The 19,594-nt window shown below is 73.7% G+C and carries 16 protein-coding genes and 1 pseudogene; 13 read left to right on the top strand and 4 right to left on the bottom strand.

All coding sequences use genetic code 11. From position 1 onward, the window contains the following. Positions 1-158: 158 nt before the first annotated feature. Entirely contained in the window at positions 159-917 is a 759-nt protein-coding gene (locus tag ACIRQY_RS06990; RefSeq protein ID WP_403922736.1) for a DUF4232 domain-containing protein, read from the bottom strand. Positions 918-1,319: 402 nt separating this feature from the next. Between ACIRQY_RS06990 and ACIRQY_RS06985 the strand changes: the two are divergent. The 5 genes and pseudogenes from ACIRQY_RS06985 to ACIRQY_RS06965 form a co-directional block, all read left to right on the top strand. Continuing rightward, positions 1,320-2,156 (top strand): annotated as a pseudogene (locus ACIRQY_RS06985) (TIGR03084 family metal-binding protein); the annotation flags it as partial. A 330-nt stretch (positions 2,157-2,486) separates the two neighbouring features. Further along, positions 2,487-4,103 carry an acyclic terpene utilization AtuA family protein gene (locus tag ACIRQY_RS06980; protein WP_403922846.1) on the top strand — a complete coding sequence of 539 codons (1,617 nt, stop codon included), beginning with the start codon at positions 2,487-2,489 and terminating at the stop codon, positions 4,101-4,103. A gap of 190 nt (positions 4,104-4,293) precedes the next feature. After that, positions 4,294-5,892 carry an acyl-CoA carboxylase subunit beta gene (locus ACIRQY_RS06975; RefSeq protein ID WP_403922735.1) on the top strand — a complete coding sequence of 533 codons (1,599 nt, stop codon included), beginning with the start codon at positions 4,294-4,296 and terminating at the stop codon, positions 5,890-5,892. A gap of 157 nt (positions 5,893-6,049) precedes the next feature. Then, on the top strand, positions 6,050-8,161 hold the full coding sequence (locus tag ACIRQY_RS06970; protein ID WP_403922734.1) for a biotin carboxylase N-terminal domain-containing protein: 2,112 nt from the start codon (positions 6,050-6,052) through the stop codon (positions 8,159-8,161). After that, on the top strand, positions 8,158-9,291 hold the full coding sequence (locus ACIRQY_RS06965; RefSeq protein ID WP_403922733.1) for an acyl-CoA dehydrogenase family protein: 1,134 nt from the start codon (positions 8,158-8,160) through the stop codon (positions 9,289-9,291). Before ACIRQY_RS06970 ends, ACIRQY_RS06965 begins: the two co-directional genes overlap by 4 nt. A 46-nt stretch (positions 9,292-9,337) precedes the next feature. On the opposite strand, the gene ACIRQY_RS06960 is transcribed toward ACIRQY_RS06965, so the two are convergent. Continuing rightward, positions 9,338-11,041 (bottom strand): FG-GAP repeat domain-containing protein, encoded by a 1,704-nt coding sequence (locus ACIRQY_RS06960; RefSeq protein ID WP_403922732.1) that lies wholly within the window; start codon positions 11,039-11,041, stop codon positions 9,338-9,340. Between the two features lie 402 nt (positions 11,042-11,443). Here ACIRQY_RS06960 and ACIRQY_RS06955 point away from each other — a divergent pair, with 402 nt between their 5' ends. Next, positions 11,444-12,274, top strand: coding sequence for an excalibur calcium-binding domain-containing protein (locus ACIRQY_RS06955; RefSeq protein ID WP_403922731.1), 831 nt, complete (start codon positions 11,444-11,446; stop codon positions 12,272-12,274). Positions 12,275-12,317: 43 nt separating this feature from the next. On the opposite strand, the gene ACIRQY_RS06950 is transcribed toward ACIRQY_RS06955, so the two are convergent. Beyond that, positions 12,318-12,710 (bottom strand): ATP-binding protein, encoded by a 393-nt coding sequence (locus ACIRQY_RS06950; RefSeq protein WP_403922845.1) that lies wholly within the window; start codon positions 12,708-12,710, stop codon positions 12,318-12,320. Between the two features lie 298 nt (positions 12,711-13,008). Here ACIRQY_RS06950 and ACIRQY_RS06945 point away from each other — a divergent pair, with 298 nt between their 5' ends. The 6 genes from ACIRQY_RS06945 to ACIRQY_RS06920 all read left to right on the top strand — a co-directional run bounded on the left by ACIRQY_RS06945 (position 13,009) and on the right by ACIRQY_RS06920 (position 17,480). After that, a complete protein-coding gene (locus tag ACIRQY_RS06945) occupies positions 13,009-13,857 on the top strand; it encodes a DUF5753 domain-containing protein (RefSeq protein WP_403922730.1) in 849 nt (282 codons plus the stop codon). Beyond that, positions 13,854-14,069, top strand: a complete 216-nt coding sequence (locus ACIRQY_RS06940; protein WP_403922729.1) for a DUF397 domain-containing protein — start codon at positions 13,854-13,856, stop codon at positions 14,067-14,069. Before ACIRQY_RS06945 ends, ACIRQY_RS06940 begins: the two co-directional genes overlap by 4 nt. 219 nt (positions 14,070-14,288) lie before the next feature. Next, on the top strand, positions 14,289-14,543 hold the full coding sequence (locus tag ACIRQY_RS06935; protein WP_403922728.1) for a hypothetical protein: 255 nt from the start codon (positions 14,289-14,291) through the stop codon (positions 14,541-14,543). Further along, positions 14,540-15,262 carry an enoyl-CoA hydratase family protein gene (locus ACIRQY_RS06930; RefSeq protein WP_403922727.1) on the top strand — a complete coding sequence of 241 codons (723 nt, stop codon included), beginning with the start codon at positions 14,540-14,542 and terminating at the stop codon, positions 15,260-15,262. Before ACIRQY_RS06935 ends, ACIRQY_RS06930 begins: the two co-directional genes overlap by 4 nt. Next, positions 15,250-15,825 carry a TetR/AcrR family transcriptional regulator gene (locus ACIRQY_RS06925; RefSeq protein ID WP_403922726.1) on the top strand — a complete coding sequence of 192 codons (576 nt, stop codon included), beginning with the start codon at positions 15,250-15,252 and terminating at the stop codon, positions 15,823-15,825. The genes ACIRQY_RS06930 and ACIRQY_RS06925 overlap by 13 nt, the downstream gene beginning before the upstream one ends. A 470-nt stretch (positions 15,826-16,295) precedes the next feature. After that, positions 16,296-17,480: an isopenicillin N synthase family dioxygenase gene (locus ACIRQY_RS06920; protein ID WP_403922725.1), complete on the top strand. Its 1,185-nt coding sequence runs from the start codon at positions 16,296-16,298 to the stop codon at positions 17,478-17,480. Here ACIRQY_RS06920 and ACIRQY_RS06915 read toward each other — a convergent pair. Beyond that, the gene (locus ACIRQY_RS06915) at positions 17,450-18,559 is read right to left on the bottom strand and encodes a citrate synthase 2 (RefSeq protein ID WP_403922724.1); all 1,110 of its coding nucleotides are present in this window, start codon (positions 18,557-18,559) and stop codon (positions 17,450-17,452) included. The genes ACIRQY_RS06920 and ACIRQY_RS06915 overlap by 31 nt on opposite strands. Before the next feature lie 249 nt (positions 18,560-18,808). Here ACIRQY_RS06915 and pdxH point away from each other — a divergent pair, with 249 nt between their 5' ends. Further along, on the top strand, positions 18,809-19,447 hold the full coding sequence (pdxH, locus tag ACIRQY_RS06910; RefSeq protein WP_403922844.1) for a pyridoxamine 5'-phosphate oxidase: 639 nt from the start codon (positions 18,809-18,811) through the stop codon (positions 19,445-19,447). The last annotated feature ends 147 nt before the right edge of the window (positions 19,448-19,594 follow it).

Here is a 19,594-nt window from a genome sequence, read left to right as displayed (position 1 = left end):
TGGAAGAGATCAGGGGCGCCCGCGGGTTTCCGTGGCGGCTGGGAAGCAGGGGGAGAGGGACGCGCGGACGCCCCGGTCCAGGGACCGGGGCGTCCGTCGGCATCAGGAGGCCGGGCCGGGGTCGGCCGGGCCGGGGTTGCCGGACCCAGGTGGCCGGATCAGCCGCCCTGGCCGATGCCGCCCAGCGGGCCGACGCGCACCGGGGAGCCGCCGCCCTCCGTGACGGGCAGCGTGGCGGCGCCCGGCCAGGAGAGGGTGACCGGCGTGGTCTCGTTCGGCGGGGTCACGACCAGACCCGTGACGCGGATGCCGGAGCCGCCGGACTCGTTGAGCGGGTAGTGCACGCCGAACGGGATCGACGCACCGCTCTTGAGGGTGACCGGACCGGCCTTCTCGCCGCTGCGCTTCGCGGACAGCGTTCCCGCGCTGGTCCTGAGGTCGACCCCCGCCCAGCCGGAGACCACACAGGTCCGGCCGCCCCGGTTCGTCAGCTCCACGGCGACGGTGCCCTCGCCGTCGCCGTCGATGGTGCGGTCCGAGGCGGTGATCCTCAGGTCGCCGGTCGTGCACTTCGGGACCGTGGCCTTCGCGTCGGACCCGGACCCCGCCCCCGTACCGCCGGAGCCCTTCTTCCCGGAGGGCGTACCGCCTGAGGACGTCCCCCCGGCGGTGGACCCGCCCGCGTCCGACCCGCCCGTGCCCGACCCGCCGTCCTGGCCGGTACCGGCCGGACCGGCGCCGTCCGCCTTCGCGCCACCGGCCGGGGCGGCGGCCCCGGACGAGGGCCGCGCGTCCGAGGAGGACGGCGCGGACGACGGGTCGCTCTTCCCCGCAGCGGCGTCGGTGCTCTGGCAGGCCGTGAGCGAGAGGCTCGCGGCGAGGGCCAGGACGGCGAAGGTGACCTTGTGGACGCGCATCGTTTCTTCCCCAGTTTCGGTCGGCGGTTCCGGGTGCTCCGTACGAGCGGCTGTTCCGTACGAGCGGGTGCTTCTGCCCACCAGGAGGCGCCCGGCCCGGAGAACCGTTCCGGGCGCCCGCCCGCTCGTACCTTCCTGTGACACGCGACGCCCGCCGGGAGGCCCGCCCGGCACCGGTGGGGCGCCGCTGACCTGGCAGGACGACGGTTCCCGCCGTGGTTCCCCAACTCCGCGCGCTCCGTGCGCGGTTGTCACCCGCCGGGACAGAGCCGTGACGCGGCCGACCTTGACCACGGTCGTCCGTCCCGCGCCCGGCCCGTCACTCCGCCCGGAGCGCGTGCACCGGTCCGCCCCGTCCATCGAGTAAAGCAAGCACGCTTGATTGTTTATGGTGGCGCTGCCATGCTCCTCGCGAAGGCCCGAGACCGCCCGTCCCCCGAGGGGAGCGCACCGTGTCCGACCCCCGCCGTCGTCCTCGACGACCTGCGCGACGAGAGTGACGAACTCGACCGTCTCGTAGCGGACTTGAGCGAGGAACAGTGGGCCGGGCCCACCCCCGCGCCCGGCTGGACCCTCGCCCACCAGATCGCCCACCTCGCCTGGACCGACCGCGCCGCGCTCCTCGCCGCCACCGACGCAGAGGCCTTCGCCGCCGAGACCCGCAAGGCGCTCGCCGCACCCGGACGCTTCGTCGACGAGGGCGCGGAGGAAGGCGCGAAGCTGCCGCCCGCCGAACTGCTCACCCGGTGGCGCACGGGCCGCGAACTGCTCCAGGAAGCGTTGCGCGCGGTGCCGCCCGGCGCCCGGTTCCCCTGGTACGGGCCGCCGATGAGCGCCCCCGCCATGGCCACCGCCCGGCTCATGGAGACCTGGGCGCACGGCCGGGACGTCGCCGACGCCCTCGGGGCCGTCCGCCCGCCCACCGCCCGGCTCCGGCACGTCGCCTGGATCGGTCACCGCGCCCGCGACTACGCCTTCCTCGTCCGGGGCCTCCCCGTGCCCGCCGGACCGGTCCGGGTCGAGATCGCCGCCCCCGACGGGACCCTGTGGACGTACGGCCCCGAGGGCGCCGCCGACCGGGTCACCGGGCCCGCCCTCGACTTCTGCCTCCTCGTCACCCAGCGGGTCCACCGCGCCGACACCGCCCTCGTCGCGCACGGCGCCGACGCCGGACGCTGGCTGGACATCGCCCAGGCCTTCGCGGGCCCGGCGGGCCCGGGACGCACACGGAGCGGTGACCGTGCCCTGGACGGGCCGGGGGACCAGGAAGGAACGGCCGCCCCGGAGAGGGCCCTTGACCCTTACGGGATGCCCACCCCTTACGGGACCCCCGCCCCGGAAGGGACTGCCAACCCTTACGGTCCCGCAGCCCCTTACGGGACCCCCACCCCCTACGGGACCCCCACCCCGGAGGGGACGCCCGTCCCGGACGGGCCCGCAACCCCCCAAGGGACCCCCGCCCCCCAGGGACGCCCCCACGCGGCCCCCCGTCCCGGGGAGGGCTGAGCCGTGCTCCGTGTCGGCAATGCCTCCGGCTTCTACGGCGACCGTTTCGACGCCGTCCGCGAGATGCTCACCGGAGGGGAGCTCGACGTCCTCACCGGCGACTACCTCGCCGAGCTGACCATGCTCATCCTCGGCCGCGACCAGCTGAAGGACCCCTCCGGCGGGTACGCGAAGACGTTCCTGCGGCAGATGGAGGAGGGCCTCGGACTCGCCCACGAGCGGGGCGTCCGGATCGTCACCAACGCGGGCGGACTCAACCCCGCCGGGCTCGCCGACGCCCTCCGCGCGCTCGCCGCGAAGCTCGGCCTGCCGACCCGGATCGCCCATGTCGAGGGCGACCGGCTGCCCGCCGGAGGAGGCGCCCTCACCGCCCACGCCTACCTCGGCGGCGCCGGGATCGCCGCCTGTCTCGGCGCGGGCGCCGACGTCGTCGTCACCGGCCGCGTCACCGACGCCGCCCTCGTCACCGGACCGGCCCAGTGGCACTTCGGCTGGGGCCCCGAGGAGTACGACAGACTGGCGGGCGCGGTCGTCGCCGGGCACGTCCTGGAGTGCGGCACCCAGGCCACCGGCGGCAACTACGCCTTCTTCCGCGAACTCGACCCCGCCGTCCTGCGCCGCCCCGGCTTCCCCGTGGCCGAACTCCACGAGGACGGCAGCGCGGTCGTCACCAAACACCCCGGCACCGGCGGTCTCGTCGACCTCGGCACGGTCACCGCGCAGCTCCTCTACGAGACGGCCGGAGCCCGCTACCCGGGCCCCGACACGACCGCCCGCCTCGACACCGTGCGGCTCGTCGCCGAAGGCCCGGACCGGGTCAGGATCGAGGGCGTACGGGGAGAGGCCCCGCCCCCCGACCTCAAGGTCGGCGTCAGCAGGATCGGCGGTTTCCGCAACGAGGTCGTGTTCGTCCTCACCGGCCTCGACATCGAGGAGAAGGCCGCCCTGGTCCGCGCCCAGCTGGCCGACGCGCTGGCTGCCGCGCCCCCGGCCGACGTGCGCTGGGAACTGGCCCGCACCGACCACTCCGACGCCACCACCGAGGAGACCGCCAGCGCCCTGCTGCGGCTGGTCGTCCGCGACCCCGACCCGGAGCGGACCGGCCGGACCCTGACAGGGGCGGCGATCGAACTGGCCCTCGCCAGCTACCCCGGCTTCCATGTGACCGCCCCACCTGGCAGGGGCGCCCCCTACGGGGTGTGCGAGAGCGCGTACGTGCCCGCGGCTGACGTCCCGCACACGGCGGTGCTCCCGGACGGGACCCGCCTGCCCGTCCCCGTACCGCCGTCGAGCCGGATCCTGGAACCCGTACCGGAACCGGAGCTTCCCGAGCCGCTCCCGGCGGGGCCCGTCCGTCGTGTCCCGCTCGGCCGGATCGCCGGAGCCCGCAGCGGCGACAAGGGCGGCGACGCCAACATCGGGGTCTGGGTCCGCACCGAGGCCGAGTGGCGCTGGCTCGCCCACGCGCTCACCGTCGACCGGCTGCGGGAACTCCTGCCGGAGACGGCGGGCCTCGACGTCGTCCGGCACGTCCTGCCGAACCTGCGCGCCCTCAACTTCACCGTCGCCGGGATCCTCGGCGAGGGCGTCGCCTCCCAGGCCCGTTTCGACCCCCAGGCCAAGGCGCTCGGCGAATGGCTCCGCTCCCGCCACCTCGACGTCCCGGAGGACCTCCTGTGACCACCCCCTACGGGCCCGCCCCAGGAGCAGCCCCGACCCACCCGGCCGCCTCCTCCCACCCGGCCGCTCCCTCCCACTCGGCCGCCCTCACCCCACCGACCGTTCCAGCCCCACCGGGGGAGATCCCCGTCCCACCGGCCTCGCCCGCCCCGACGCCGCCCGCCCCCGTCCCCGTACCGGAGGCACTCCCGTGACCGTGCTCCGCACCTCCCTCGACACCGGCGGGGCCGACTACCGGGCCCATCGGGACGCCATGCTCGACAAGCTGGCCGCGCTCGACGCCGAGCACGCCAAGGCCCTCGCGGGCGGCGGCGAGAAGTACACCGAACGGCACCGCCGACGCGGCAAGATGCCGGCCCGCGAGCGCATCGAGCTGCTCGTGGACCGCGACTCCCCGTTCCTTGAGCTGTCGCCGCTCGCCGCCTGGGGCAGTGACTACGCCCTGGGGGCCTCCCTGATCACCGGCATCGGGGTGATCGAGGGCGTCGAGTGCCTGATCACCGCCAACGACCCGACCGTGCGCGGCGGCGCCTCCAACCCGTGGACGCTGAAGAAGGCCCTGCGGGCCAACGAGATCGCGTTCGCCAACCGGCTGCCGCTCGTCTCGCTGGTCGAGTCCGGCGGCGCCGACCTGCCGTCCCAGAAGGAGATCTTCATCCCCGGCGGGGCGCTCTTCCGGGACCTGACCCGGCTCTCGGCGGCGGGCGTCCCCACGGTCGCGGTCGTCTTCGGCAACTCGACGGCCGGAGGGGCGTACGTCCCCGGCATGTCCGACCACACCGTGATGATCAAGGAGCGGTCGAAGGTCTTCCTCGGCGGTCCGCCGCTGGTGAGGATGGCGACCGGCGAGGAGAGCGACGACGAGTCCCTCGGCGGCGCCGAGATGCACGCCCGGGTGTCGGGGCTCGCCGACCACTACGCCGTGGACGAGGCGGACGCGCTGCGCCAGGCCCGCCGGATCGTCGCCCGCCTCAACCACCGCAAGCACCACGCCGATCCGGGCCCGGCGCAGCCGCCGCGGTACGACGGGGAGGAACTCCTCGGGATCGTGCCCGGCGACCTGAAGACCCCGTTCGATCCGCGCGAGGTCGTCGCGCGGATCGTGGACGGCTCCGACTTCGACGAGTTCAAGCCGCTGTACGGGCCGAGCCTGGTGACGGGCTGGGCGCGGCTGCACGGCTACCCGGTCGGGGTGCTCGCCAACGCGCGGGGCGTGCTGTTCGGCCCGGAGTCGCAGAAGGCGGCGCAGTTCATCCAGCTGGCCAACCAGCGGGACGTGCCGCTGCTCTTCCTCCACAACACCACCGGGTACATGGTGGGCAAGGAGTACGAGCAGGGCGGCATCATCAAGCACGGCGCGATGATGATCAACGCGGTGTCGAACTCGAAGGTCCCGCACCTCTCCGTCCTCATGGGCGCGAGCTACGGCGCCGGGCACTACGGCATGTGCGGGCGGGCGTTCGACCCCCGTTTCCTCTTCGCCTGGCCGAGCGCCAAGTCCGCCGTCATGGGCCCGCAGCAGCTCGCCGGGGTCCTGTCGATCGTGGCGCGGGCGAGCGCCACCGCGAAGGGGCAGCCGTACGACGAGGAGGCCGACGCGGGACTGCGGGCCCTCGTCGAGGCGCAGATCGAGTCCGAGTCGCTGCCGATGTTCCTCTCCGGACGGCTCTACGACGACGGGGTCATCGACCCCCGCGACACCCGCACGGTCCTCGGGCTGTGCCTGTCCGCGATCCACACGGCACCGGTCGAGGGCGCGCGCGGCGGCTTCGGCGTCTTCCGGATGTGAGGCCCAGATGAGTCTTCCGAAGGTGAGCCCCCAGGCGACGGGAAGCCAGCGAATCCCCTACCAGGAAGGGAAGTTGCCTCCGCCCCTGTCTCCGTCCCCGCCCCTGTCTCCATCCCCGTCCCCGGCGCCGCCCCCGTCCCCCATCGGCTCCGTCCTGGTGGCGAACCGGGGGGAGATCGCCTGCCGGGTCTTCCGGACCTGCCGTGAACTCGGCGTCGCCACCGTCGCGGTGTACTCCGACGCGGACGCCGACGCCCTGCACGTACGGGAGGCGGACGCGGCGGTACGGCTGCCGGGGGCGGCGCCCTCGGAGACGTATCTGCGCGGGGACCTGGTGGTCGCGGCGGCGCTCGCGGCGGGAGCCGACGCCGTCCACCCCGGCTACGGCTTCCTCTCCGAGAACGCGGACTTCGCGCGGGCGGTGCTCGCCGCCGGGCTGACGTGGATCGGGCCGCCGCCGGAGGCGATCGAGGCGATGGCCTCGAAGACCCGGGCGAAGGAACTCCTGGGCATCGCGCCCCTGACGGACGTCACCGAGGAGGACCTGCCGGTCCTGGTGAAGGCGGCGGCGGGCGGCGGCGGACGTGGTATGCGGATCGTCCGCGAACTGGCACTACTGAAAAGCGAGTTGATGTCGGCGTCGGCGGAGGCGGCGAGCGCCTTCGGGGACGGGGAGGTCTTCGTCGAGCCGTACGTCGAGAACGGGCGGCACGTGGAGGTGCAGCTGCTCGGCGACGCCCACGGCACGGTGTGGGCGCTCGGCACCCGTGACTGCTCGCTCCAGCGGCGGCACCAGAAGGTGATCGAGGAGGCCCCGGCGCCGGGTCTGCCCGCCGCGCTCGAAGCGTCCCTCCTGGACACGGCGGTCCGCGCGGCGAAGGCGGTCGGATACGTCGGCGCGGGCACGGTCGAGTTCCTGGTCGCGGACGGGCGGGCGCACTTCCTGGAGATGAACACCCGTCTCCAGGTGGAGCATCCGGTGACGGAGGAGGTGTACGGGGTCGATCTCGTCGCCCTCCAGATCGCCGTGGCCGAGGGCCGCGCCCTGCCGCCGCAGCCGCCGTCGCCACGCGGGCACGCGGTCGAGGCCCGGCTGTACGCGGAGGACCCGGCCCGGGACTGGGCCCCGCAGACGGGAGTCCTGCATGCCTTCGACGTACCCCGTGAGGGCCGGGTCAGGGTGGACACGGGGTACGTCTCCGGGGACGGGATCGGGGTCCACTACGACCCGATGCTCGCCAAGGTGACCGTCCACGCCGCCACCCGCGCGGAGGCCGTCCGCAAGCTCGCCCACGTACTGGAACGGGCCCGGGTGCACGGCCCGGTCACCAACCGGGACCTCCTGGTGGCCTCGCTGCGGCACCCGGAGTACGCGACGGGGGCAGGGCTCGACACCGGCTTCTACGGCCGGAACCTGACGGCGCTGACCACCCCGGGCGGGGGTGAGGGCGATCAGGGCGACCGGGGCGAGGGCGGCGAGGAGGGCCACGACGAGCGGCTCGCGGCGGTCGCCGCCGCGCTGGCCGCCGCGAGCGCCCGGCGGGGCCGGTTCGGCGGCGGCTGGCGCAATCTGCGCTCGCGGGACGAGAGCCGGACGTACGGCGGCCACGAGGTCCGCTACCGGCCCACCAGGGACGGCGGCCACGAGGTCACCGCCCCCGCCGGAATCCGGGTCGCGGCGGCCTCCCCGGACCGGGTGAGCCTCGAAGTCGCCGGACTCGTACGGCACTTCGAGGTCGCTTCGTACGGGGACGGGATCGTCCACGCCGGACGCCACCGGTTCACCGCCCGGCCCCGGTTCACCGACCCCCGCGAGCAGACCGCGCCCGGCTCGCTGCTCGCGCCCATGCCCGGCACCGTCGTCCGGGTGGCGGACGGCCTCGCCGTCGGCGACCGGGTCACCGCCGGGCAGCCGCTGCTCTGGCTGGAGGCGATGAAGATGGAGCACCGCGTCATCGCCCCCGCCTCCGGCACGCTCACCGCGCTCCACGCCGCCCCCGGCCGTCAGGTCGAGGTCGGCGCCCTGCTCGCCGTCGTCTCGGACGACACGAGGACCGAGGCGACGGCGCGGGATCACGCCCCGGCGGCCGATGTGACGGCACAGGGCCACGTCCCGGCGGCCGAGCCGACGGCACAGGACCACACCTCGGCCGGAGCGACGGAGGATCACGCCCCGACCGAGCCGACGACACAGCACCACGCTCCGACCGGGATCACGCAGGACCACGCTCCGACCGAAGCAGCAGCACAGGAGGAGAAGACCGCATGAGCTCCATGATCGAAAGCGAAGAGCTGACCGCGCTCCGCGCCGCCGTCTCCGCGCTCGGCCACCGCCACGGCCCCGGCTTCGACCGGGCGGCGCTGTGGGCGGAGGCGGGCAAGCTCGGCTACCTCGGTGTGAACCTGCCCGAGGAGTACGGCGGCGGGGGCGGCGGCATGGCCGAACTGTCGGTGGTCCTGGAGGAGGCGGGGGCCGCCGGGGCGCCCCTCCTGATGATGGTGGTGTCGCCCGCGATCTGCGGCACGGTCATCGCCCGCTTCGGGACCGAGGAGCAGAAGCGGGCCTGGCTGCCGGGGCTCGCGGACGGCTCCCTGACGATGGCGTTCGGGATCACCGAGCCGGACGCCGGGTCCAACTCGCACCGCATCACCACCACCGCGACCCGCACCGGGGACGGCTGGGTCCTCAGCGGCCGGAAGGTCTTCGTCTCGGGCGTGGACATCGCGGACGCGACCCTGATCGTGGGGCGCGCGTCGGACGCCCGCACGGGGAACCTGAAGCCGTGCCTGTTCATCGTGCCGAGGGACGCGCCGGGTTTCCAGCGGCGGCACATCGAGATGGAACTCGACGCGAACGAGAAGCAGTTCGAGCTGACCCTGGACGAGGTGCGCCTCCCGGCGGACGCGCTCGTCGGCGACGAGGACGCGGGCCTGCTCCAGCTCTTCGCGGGGCTCAACCCGGAGCGGATCATGACGGCCGCGTTCGCGATCGGCATGGGCCGGTACGCGCTCGCGCGGGCCGTGGCGTACGCGAAGGAACGGCAGGTGTGGAAGGCCCCGATCGGCGCCCACCAGGCGGTCGCGCACCCGCTGGCCCAGGCCCACATCGAGCTGGAACTGGCCCGGCTGATGATGGCGAAGGCGGCGCAGCTCTACGACGCCGGGGACGACGCGGGCGCGGGCGAGGCCGCGAACATGGCCAAGTACGCGGCGGCCGAGGCGTGCGTGAGGGCGGTGGACCAGGCCGTCCACACCCTGGGCGGCAACGGCCTGACCCGGGAGTTCGGCCTGGCCCGCCTGGTCACGGCGGCCCGGGTGGCGCGGATAGCCCCGGTCAGCAGGGAGATGATCCTCAACTACGTCTCCCACCAGACGCTGGGGCTGCCGAAGTCGTACTGAGCGGTGCCGGTCCGGCACCCCGGAGGGGGGCGCCGGACCGGTGGGTTCAGCTGATGTGCTGGTACTTCCACCCCGAGGCGATCTTGACGCGGGCGGCGAAGGTGGAGGTGCCGCCCAGACCGGTGGCCGAGTAGCGGTAGACGTCGCCGCCGGGGGTGACGGCGACCAGGTCGGACCGGCCGTCGCCGTCCATGTCTCCGGGCGCGGCCAGGTACTCGTATCCGTTCCAGCCCGTGCCGACCAGCACGCGCGCGCCGAACGGCGCGGTGGCCGAGCCGGTGCCCGGGTGCACGTACAGCCGTCCGTCGTAGCGGGACACCAGGTCGGGGCGGCCGTCGCCGGTGACGTCCCCGGTGCCGACCAGCGTGTCCGTCTTCCAGGCCGTACCGATCCGCACGGCCGCGCCGACGGACGTCGGCATCGTGTACTTGAGGCCCGGGTGGAGGAACAGGTTGCCCCACGGGTCGAGGCCGAGGACGTCGCTCCTGCCGTCGCCGGTGACGTCACGGACGGAGAGCCTGGTGTAGTAGTCGCGGAAGGCCGCGCTGCCCGAGATCCGGTTTCCCTCCATCCACAGGCCGCCGCTGTCGGCGCTCAGCAGGACGCCCCGGTCCTCCCCGTCCATCCCGTGGACGGTGGACGTCCCCCAGTGGTAGGCGTACTGACCCGCTTCGCCGACCTGCTTGCGCGCGCCGAACACGCCGTTGGCGAAAGCGGGGTGGGTGAAGGCGGTCCCGGCGCCGTCGACGGTGAACAGGCCGCGCTTGCCGTGGGCCGGCACCCCGCCCTGGCCGAGGTAGTAGGAGAGGTTCTGCCCGCCGCCGCCGAAGTACGTCCGCTTCTTGAACGTGCCGCCACCGGCGGAGAGGTAGCGGTAGAACCCGCCGTCGCGGGTGCGGGCCAGCAGGTCGGCCCTGCCGTCGTTGTCGAGGTCGTCCGCGCCGATGATCTGGTTGTAGACGTTCCAGCCGCCTCCGACCTTGACGCGCTTCTTGAACGGGGCGGTGGCGGAGCCGGTGCCCTTGTAGAAGTAGAGGTCGCCGCGCGGTGTTCTGGCGACGAGGTCGGCGATCGTGTCGCCGTCGAGGTCGTTGGTGCCCACGACCTGGTCGTACGCCTGCCAGCCCTGACCGACCTCGACGCGCGTCCGGAACGGTCCGCCGTCGGCCACGGTCCCCTTGCCCGCGTACAGGTAGAGCGTGCCGGCGGGCGTACGGGCCAGCAGGTCCTGGCGGCCGTCCTTGGTGAGGTCGCCGGGGGCGACGACCTTGTTGTAGATGTGCCAGCCGTTGCCCTGCCAGTAGACGGCCCGGTCGACCGCCGTGGGGCTCGTGGTGGCGTACAGCCGGAGCGTGCCGTCGGGGTGGAGCCGCAGCAGGTCCTGGGCGGGGGTGCCGACCAGGTTGTCGGCGGGCAGGACCTCCAGGCTGGAGTTCTTGGCGGCGTCGTCGTCGGCGAGGGAGAAGGAGGCGCTGGTGCTCGTCTTCGACAGGATCACCGCCAGCTTGCCGGTGGTGGCCGACCGGTAGACGCGGTCGCCGCGGCCGTCGCCGTCCCGGTCGAAGCGGGGCTTCGCGCGGGCCGCGGCGGCGGCCTGGGCGGTCGTGGACGACTGGGCCGTGGGGGAGCCGCCGGTGCCGGCCGGGTTCGTGGCGGCGGCCGGCCCCGTGGACACCAGGCCCATGCCGAGTGCGAGAGCCGTGCAGACCGCGAGGCGCTGGGCGCGGCGCGGGTGATGCGTGTGAGGCAAAGTCCCTCCTGGGACGGGGTGACGGGAGCGCGGTCCCGTGTACGCGGGGCCGACGGGGGCGGGGCCCACGGCCGCTGCGGAGGGGCTCCGGCGGAGGTGGCGCCACACGGGACGTGTCGGCAGCGTCCGGATCGTAAGCCTCGTGGCAAGCGGAAAAGAAGATCCTCCGCGTACAACCTTTTCCGGCGGTAAGGGTCGGGTGGAGCCGTCCCGCACGGTCCCGACCCGTCCCGGAGGGCCGGAGTGCCAGAGGACCAGGTCCGTCGGGTCGGGACCGACAGGCCCGGCCCGGTGGACCGGAGGCCCTGTCATGGTCCCCGATTTCCGCACGGAGGGTCTCCTGACGTGAACAGCGTGTGTACGATCTCGTCACTTCGCACACAGCTCATTCACATGTCGTTCATGCTTCTGGGAGATCCGTCCGTGTATCCGCCGCCGTCCAGCCACCCGTACCCGCCTCCGCCGCCGCCCCTGCCCCCGCGCCCGCCCGTCCGGCGCTGGTGGCAGCGCCCGGCGCTGATCATCGTGCTCCTGGTGTTCTTCGCGCCGGCGGGCATCGCCCTGGTGTGGACGAGCCTCTGGAAGCAGAAGCAGAAGATCGTGGCGACGGTCCTCTCGGGCCTGTGGTTCCTCCTGGTCCTCCTCACGCCCTCCGAGGAGAAGCCGGAGGCGGACGCGAAGGCGGAGCGCCCGACGGCCACCGCCGAGGCGACCCCGAGTGCCACGGCGACGCCGACGCCGACCCCGACCCCGACGCCGTCGAAGACCCCTGAAGTCCCGATGATGCCTTCGCTTGTCGGCGGAGACCACGCCGCCGCCGCCGAGGTCCTCGCCGAGAACGAGGGCCGCGTCTACGCCGCCTACAAGGACGTCGAACTCCCCGCCGAGCACGGCACCTGGCTCGTCTGCTTCCAGCGCCCCGACGCCGGTGCGCCGGTCACGTCGACGGTGCCGGTGGTGTACCTGACGGAGCCGGGCGTCCCGTGCCCCGCGTCCCCGAACACGGTGCTCCACAAGCCGAAGCCGAAGCCCAAGCCGACCCCGCCCCCGAAGCCGCGCCCGACCACGGAGCCCCCGACGATCGCCCCCGAGCCGGAGCCCACCCAGGAGAGCGCCTACTACCGCAACTGCTCCGCCGCCCGCGCGGCCGGAGCCGCTCCGGTGTACCGCGGTGACCCCGGCTACGGCCGCCACCTCGACCGCGACGGCGACGGCGTGGGCTGCGAGAGCTGACGGACTACCGGCCCGCCGCGGGGGAGCGGGCCGGTGACACCTGTCACCCGAACTCGGCCCAGACGACCTTCCCCAGGGGCCGGTCGTCGACGCCCCACGCGGTGGCCAGGGCCTCCACGATGTGCAGTCCGCGCCCCCGGCGGCGGCCCTCCGACTCGGGCCGCAGCCGGGGGCGCCGCCGGGTGGGGTCGTGCACCTCGACCCGTACGGTTCCGGGCCCGGCGACGACCTTCACGAGGAAGGAGTCGCCGGGCTCCGTGCCGTACCGGACGGCGTTGGTGGCCAGTTCGCAGGCGACGAGCCGGATGTCGTTCACCTGGTCGGGGGTGAGGGTGTGGGGAGCGGCGTTGACGATGTCGCGGACGTAGTCGCGTGCGGCTCTCACGGACTCCGGAGCCCCGGCGAACCGCTTCTGCGGGGGCGGACCCTCCGGCATCGGGTGGTCGGGCGCGGGTAACCGTTCTGGCGGCATGGTGGTCACGCGAATCCCTCCGCTTCCTGCGCTCATCCGCACATGGCTCTGCCATGACCGCATAAGCACAACGCAGTTGATGCATTCATGCTGCTCGCCCAACTCCTCTCTGTGCAAGCAAAGTCACTCGATCGTAGAAATTTGCATGCTTGCGTGCGAATAGCGATGGCGAGAGCTTTGACGAATGACAGAGGGCGGCGCCGCACGGCAGACTGACCGGGCGACAGGTGGGCAGGGAGGGGACAGAGTGAGTGCGCCTACGGTGCGTCGACGCAGACTCGGTGCGACGCTGCGCGCTCTGCGCGGCAGCCGGACCATCGAGGAGGTCTCCACGGCTTCCGGCGGTGTCTTCACCGTGTCGAGGATCAGCCGGTTCGAGAACGCCAAGAACGCGGCGAAGGCCAAGGACGTCGAGGCCCTCCTCGATGTCCTCGCGGGGCTGGGAGCCGAGGTCGGCGACGAGCTGCGCAAGGCGCTCATCACCCTGACCCGCGAGGGCGCGCAGCGCGGTTGGTGGCACTCGTACCGGGGTGTTCTCGCCCCCGTCTACGAGGACTTGATCAGTCTGGAGGCCGACGCGACCTCCGTGGCCACCTGGCAGATCGGCATCATCCCCGGACTTCTCCAGACCTCGGAGTACGCCCGGGAGATCATCCGGGCCACCGCCATGTCGGACGGGGTCGAGGCCAAGGTGGACGCGCTGGTGGAGGTCCGCCTCGCGCGGCAGTCCATCCTCACGCGGGAACAGCCGCTGACCCTGTGGGCCATCATCGCGGAAGGCGCGCTGCGCACGCGGACGGCCGATCCGGCGATCATGCGCGACCAGTTGGGACGCCTGCTGTTCCTCGGAGAGCGCCCGAACGTGAACATCCAGGTGCTCCGTTCCGACGCCCCGCCGAACGTGGGCCTGGTCGGCAGCTTCTCGGTCCTCGGCTTCGGGGACCATCCCGATCTCGACGTCGTCCACGCCGAGTCGCTGACGGCGGCGCTGTACGTGGAGGAGCGCGAGCACGTCGCCATGTACCGGGACGCGATACAGCGGCTCACCTCCGCCGCTGAGTCCGTCGAGCAGTCGGCGGAATTGATCACCGAGATAAGGAACTCCCTATGAATCACATCGCCGACGCCTCCGCCCTGCCCACCACCTGGTGGAAGTCGACGTACTCGGACAGCGCCGCGCAGTGCGTCGAGTGCGGGATCGTCGACGAGGCCGGGCGGATCGTCGCCGTCCGCGACAGCAAGGCGCCGACCGGCCCCGCGCTGCTGCTGGGCTTCGGCGCCCTCGGCGCCCTGGTGGACGCGGTCCGGGACGGCCGCCTGTAGTTCCGGCCGCTTCCCGGTCGCTGGATTTCCCACGGCCCCGCACTCCGGTGCGGGGCCGTACCGGTCTGTGGTCCGTGCGCTCGCCGCTGTCGGCGGTGCCGGTCCGGGCCGAATCATGCATGCGTGCTTGATTGTTCTCCGGGGTACTGGAAGGGTCACCCGGCATCGCGGCGGTCACCGCGCTCCCGGTGCTCACCTTCCCCTCCCCAGGAGGCCCGCATGGTGTTCCACAGCCCGTACGACCCCGTCCCCGCCGGACTCGTGCCCGCGCCCGGGATCCCCGAGGCGTACGGGGTGCGCCGGGCCACCGCGCCCGGCCTCACCGCCGAGGACCTCATGGCGTACGTCGCCGCCCGCGTCCCCCCGTACGAGAAGGTCCGGGCCGTCGAGTTCATCGGCGGCGTACCCCGCGCCGCGTCGGGGAAGATCCTCCGGAGGGAGCTCCGGGACAGAGAGACGAGGGACCGCACATGAACCTGGTCGCCATCACCGAGGAACGCGGGATCACCACGCTCGCCCTGGACTCCCCGGCCACGCGCAACGCGCTCTCCGCCGCGCTCGTCACCGAACTCGCCGACGCGCTCACCGCCTGCGGCAAGGACCCGGCCGTCCGCGCCGTCGTCCTCGGTCACACCGGCACCACCTTCAGCGCGGGCGCCGACCTCAAGGGCCCGCCCAGCCCGTACGCCTTCGTGGACCTGCTCCGGCAGATCGTCGCCCTGCCCAAACCGGTCGTCGGCCACGTCACCGGGCACGCGCGCGCGGGCGGCCTCGGACTGCTCGGCGCCTGCGACCTCGTGGCGGCGGCGCCGACGGCGGACTTCGCGCTCACCGAGGTCCGGATCGGGGTCGCGCCCACCGTCATCTCCCTCACCCTGCTGCCCCGGCTCGAACCCCGCGCGGCGGCCCGCCTCTTCCTCACGGGCGAACGGTTCGGGCTCCCCGAGGCGCTCGCGGCGGGCCTCGTCACCGCCGGGGACGACGAACTGCCCGGCATCCTCGACGCCCTGCGCGCCGCCTCCCCGCAGGGGCTGCGCGAGGCGAAGCGGCTGGTCACCGCTAGAGTCCTGGAAACCTTCGAACGTGACGCGGAGGACCTGGTGCGGAGGTCGGCCACGCTCTTCGCCTCCGCCGAGGCGCGCGAGGGGATGACGGCCTTCCTCGAACGACGGGACCCCGCATGGCGGCTGTGACCGCACCCAAGCAGGACCGGAGCCGCGCCACCCGGCAGCGGCTCCTGGAAGCGGCGGTGGCCTGCCTCGCGGAGCACGGCTGGGCGGGCTCCACGGTCGCCGTCGTCGCGGAACGGGCCGGGGTCTCCCGGGGCGCGGCCCAGCACCACTTCCCCACCCGCGAGGACCTGTTCACCGCCGCCGTCGAGTACGTCGCCGAGGAACGCTCGAACGCCCTGCGGGCCCTGCCCTCCCGCGACCGGCACGAGGCCGTCGCCGCGCTCGTGGACCTCTTCACCGGGCCGCTCTTCCGGGCCGCCCTCCACCTGTGGGTGGCCGCCTCGGGAGAGGACCAGCTCCGGGCCCGGGTCACGGAACTCGAGGCCCGCGTCGGCCGCGAGTCGCACCGCGTCGCCGTCGACGTCCTCGGCGCGGACGAGTCCCGCCCAGGGGTCCGCGAGACCGTCCAGGGCCTCCTGGACATGGCCCGGGGCCTCGGCCTCGCCACCCTCCTCACCGACGACCGCGCCCGCCGCGAACGCGTGGTGTCCCAGTGGTCCCGGCTGCTGGACGAAGCGCTGTAGGACGGTCGGCCGGAGCGGTCGTAGTCCCTCGTGCGCGGGGGCGCGGGGGCGTGGGGCAACGGGGGTACGGGGTACGGCCGGGCAGCCGGACGGCGGCGGGGAGGTACGGGCCCGCGCCCGGCCCGTAGTGCCCCCGGCCAGGACCCCGGGGCCGGACCACGACCCAGCCCCCCGGGGCCCGGACCACGACCCCGGGCCCCTGAGGGGTCGGGCCCCGTCCCGCCCCGAGTGACCCGGGCCACAGTCACCCCGGGCGCACCGCAGTACGCTGGTCGCATGTCAACGCTCGTACGCCGTCGCCACGTGGACTTCGTCCGTGTCACGAGCATGAGCTGTCGCCGCTCCGCCTGACCCGAGGGCATCACCGAGCCGCCCCAGGGTCCCCCAGAGCCCCAGCCGACCGGCACCCGCGGCCCCCGCCCCACCCCTGGCGGCCGCCCCGGGCACCCGTACACCCCGCGGACACAGCCATGACTCACAGCCCGTACGTCCAGCAGCTCCCGATCGTGGACCTCTCCGCCGCCGACCGCGGCCCCCAGGCCCGCCGACTGCTCCACGCGCAGCTCCACTCCGCCGCCCACGACGTCGGCTTCTTCCAGCTCGTGGGACACGGCGTCACCGAGGCCGAGACCCGCGCCCTCACCTCCGCCATGCGCGCCTTCTTCGCGCTGCCCGAGGCGGACCGGCTCGCCCTCGACAACATCAACTCCCCGCACTTCCGCGGCTACACCCGCGTCGGCGACGAACGCACCGGCGGCTCCCGCGACTGGCGCGACCAGCTCGACATCGGCGCCGAACGGCCCGCGCGCGCCCCCGCCCCCTGGGAAGCCCCCTACTGGTGGCTCGAAGGCCCCAACCAGTGGCCCGGGGCCCTGCCCGAGCTGCGCACCGCCGCCCTGCACTGGATCGACCGGCTCGGCGGGGTCGCCGACCGGCTGCTGCGCGAGCTGCTGACCTCGATCGGCGCGTCCCCCGACTTCTACGACGACGCCTTCGGACCGCGCGCCCACCCGCACCTCAAGCTGGTGCGCTACCCCGGCGGCAGCGGCGAGGGCGACGCCCAGGGCGTCGGCGCCCACAAGGACTACGGCTTCCTCACCCTGCTCCTCCAGGACGAGGTCGGCGGGCTCCAGGTCCAGCGGGAGGACGGGGAGTTCCACGACGTGCCGCCGCTGCCGGGCGCCTTCGTGGTCAACCTCGGCGAACTCCTCGAAGTGGCGACGAACGGCTATCTCCTCGCCACCGACCACCGGGTCGTGTCACCGCCCGGAACCACGGAGCGCTACTCCGTGCCGTTCTTCCACAATCCGAGGCTCGACGCCCACATAGCTCCGCTCGACTTCCCGTACGCGTCGACCGCGCCCGGTGCCACGGCCGACCCGGCGAACCCGCTGTTCGCCGAGTACGGGCGCAACGAACTGAAGGGCAAGATGCGGGCCCACCCGCTGGTGGCGGCCCGCCACCACGCGGACCTCCTCCTGCACCCGGAGACGCACCCCGAGACGCTCCCCGAGACGCTCCCCGAGGCGGACTCGGAGACGTACCCGGGGACGCACTCGGAGACGTACCCCGGGACGCACCCCGAGGCCGACCCCCAGGCGCGCCCCGGGACGAGCCGCCGGGCTCAGCCCGCGATGTCGGCGATGTCGGCGTAGCCCTCGATGTCGCGCGGGTCGCGCTGGCCGGGACCCGTGTAGCGGGCCGACGGACGGACCAGGCGGCCGGTGCGCTTCTGTTCCAGGATGTGCGCCGACCAGCCGGCCGTCCGCGCGCACGTGAACATCGAGGTGAACATGTGCGCCGGGACCTGTGCGAAGTCGAGGACGATCGCGGCCCAGAACTCCACGTTCGTCGCCAGGACGCGGTCCGGGCGCCGGTTGTGCAGCTCCTCCAGGGCCGCCTTCTCCAGCGCCTCCGCGACCTCGAAGCGCGGCGCGGACAGCTCGCGGGCGGTGCGCCGCAGCACGCGCGCGCGGGGGTCCTCGGCGCGGTAGACCCGGTGGCCGAAGCCCATCAGCCGCTCGCCCTTGTCGAGGGCCTGCCGGACGTACGCGGCGGCGTCACCGGTCCGCTCGATCTCCTCGATCATGCCGAGGACCCGGGAGGGCGCGCCGCCGTGCAGCGGGCCGGACATCGCGCCGACCGCGCCGGACAGGGAAGCGGCCACGTCGGCGCCGGTGGAGGCGATCACGCGCGCGGTGAAGGTCGACGCGTTCATGCCGTGCTCGGCGGCGGAGGTCCAGTAGGCGTCGACGGCCTTGACGTGCTGGGGGTCGGGCTCGCCGCGCCAGCGGATCATGAACCGTTCGACGACCGACTCCGCCTTGTCGATCTGGCTCTGCGGGACCATCGGGAGGCCCTGGCCGCGCGCGGACTGGGCGACGTACGAGAGCGCCATCACGGCCGCGCGCGCGAGGTCGTCGCGCGCCTGCTCGGCGGAGATGTCGAGGAGCGGCCTGAGGCCCCAGACGGGCGCGAGCATCGCGAGCGCGGACTGCACGTCGACCCGGATGTCGCCGGAGTGCACCGGGATCGGGAACGGCTCGGCGGCGGGCAGCCCCGGGTTGAACGCGCCGTCGACGAGGAGGCCCCAGACGTTGCCGAAGGAGACGTGACCGACGAGGTCCTCGATGTCGACCCCGCGGTAGCGGAGGGCGCCGCCCTCCTTGTCCGGTTCGGCGATCTCCGTCTCGAACGCGACGACTCCTTCGAGCCCGGGTACGAAGTCGGACATCAGGCGGCTCCTCTAATCGATGATCGATCAACCGAGTGCTGGTCGATGGTCGGGTCTCAACAGTCGTCCAGCCCCAGAGTCTGTACGGTTCCGATGATGCGGGGAAGCGTGACATCCGGCACACTGCGCCGATCCGGCGACTGAGGATTGACGCCGGGCGGTGCCGGGCACAATGAGGCGCTGCCGCACAATGAGGCCGTGACCGATCCCGTGACCGATCCCGCGCCCGACGCCCCGGATCCCGCCGACATGCGCGAGCAGTACCGCACCACGGAGCTGTCCGCCGACGACCTGGCGCCCGAGCCGATCGGACAGTTCACCCGCTGGTTCAAGGAGACCGCCGCGAACCCGGCGATCCACGAGCCGAACGCGATGATCGTCTCCACCGCCACCCCCGACGGCCGGCCGTCCTCCCGTACGGTCCTGCTCAAGCACTACGACCGGTCCGGCTTCGTCTTCTTCACCAACTACGGCTCCCGCAAGGGCACCGAGATCGCCGCCAACCCGTACGTCTCGCTGCTCTTCCCCTGGCACCCGCTGGCCCGTCAGGTCGTCGTCACGGGCCGCGCCGAGCACATCGGGCGCGACGAGACCGCCGCCTACTTCCGCACCCGGCCGTACGGCTCGCAGCTCGGCGCCTGGGCCAGCCACCAGTCCTCGGTGATCGGCTCCCGCGAGGAACTCCTCACCCGGTACGCGGACCTCGCCGCCCGCCACCCCGAGGGCACCCCGGTGCCCGTCCCGCCGGAATGGGGCGGCATCCGGGTCGTCCCCGACGCCGTCGAGTTCTGGCAGGGCCACGAGAACCGCCTCCACGACCGTCTCCGCTACGTCCGCGAGGGCGGCCCCCGGGGCGAGACCTGGCGGGTGGAACGACTGGCGCCCTGAGCCCTCCCGGGACCGGCCAGGGCCCCGCCGGGGCGGGGACGGCCCCCGCGGGGCTCCGACCTGACAGACCCGTCCGGCGCGGGAGACCCGGCCTACCCTGATTCGTCTCTTCGATGCGACGATTTCCCGGAAGGTGATGTGCCCTGC

The organism is Streptomyces sp. NPDC101490 (assembly GCF_044767145.1).
In the GTDB taxonomy this organism is placed as follows: Bacteria; Actinomycetota; Actinomycetes; order Streptomycetales; family Streptomycetaceae; genus Streptomyces.
The sequence above is the reverse complement of the archived record's forward strand: the minus strand, read 5'-3'. Positions and strand labels throughout refer to the sequence as shown.